A 255-nucleotide genomic window follows, 5' to 3' on the forward strand; every position below is an offset into this window, starting at 1 on the left:
TTTGGGCGCGCTCCAGGGCCTGGATCGATGGCTTCTCATCGACGCACAAGACAATGGCCTTTGCAGGCGGATCGACATAAAGACCAACAACATCGGCGGCTTTGGCCGCAAATTCGGGGTCGTTGCTATCGCACCAGGATTTGCGAACCGAAAGATCAATCTTGTGCTCGCGCAGGAAGCGCCAGACATATTGAACGTCGACGTCGCCCAGCGCCTCCGCCAGCAGGGGGCCGTTCCAGCGCGCAAACCCGGCAG

The 255-nt window shown here is 60.0% G+C and carries 1 pseudogene; it reads right to left on the reverse strand.

The features are described 5' to 3' along the window. Positions 1-255: pseudogene (locus ACZYOF_RS44695) on the reverse strand (IS630 family transposase); the annotation flags it as partial.

Source organism: Bradyrhizobium sp. LeoA1Lang (assembly GCF_055413685.1).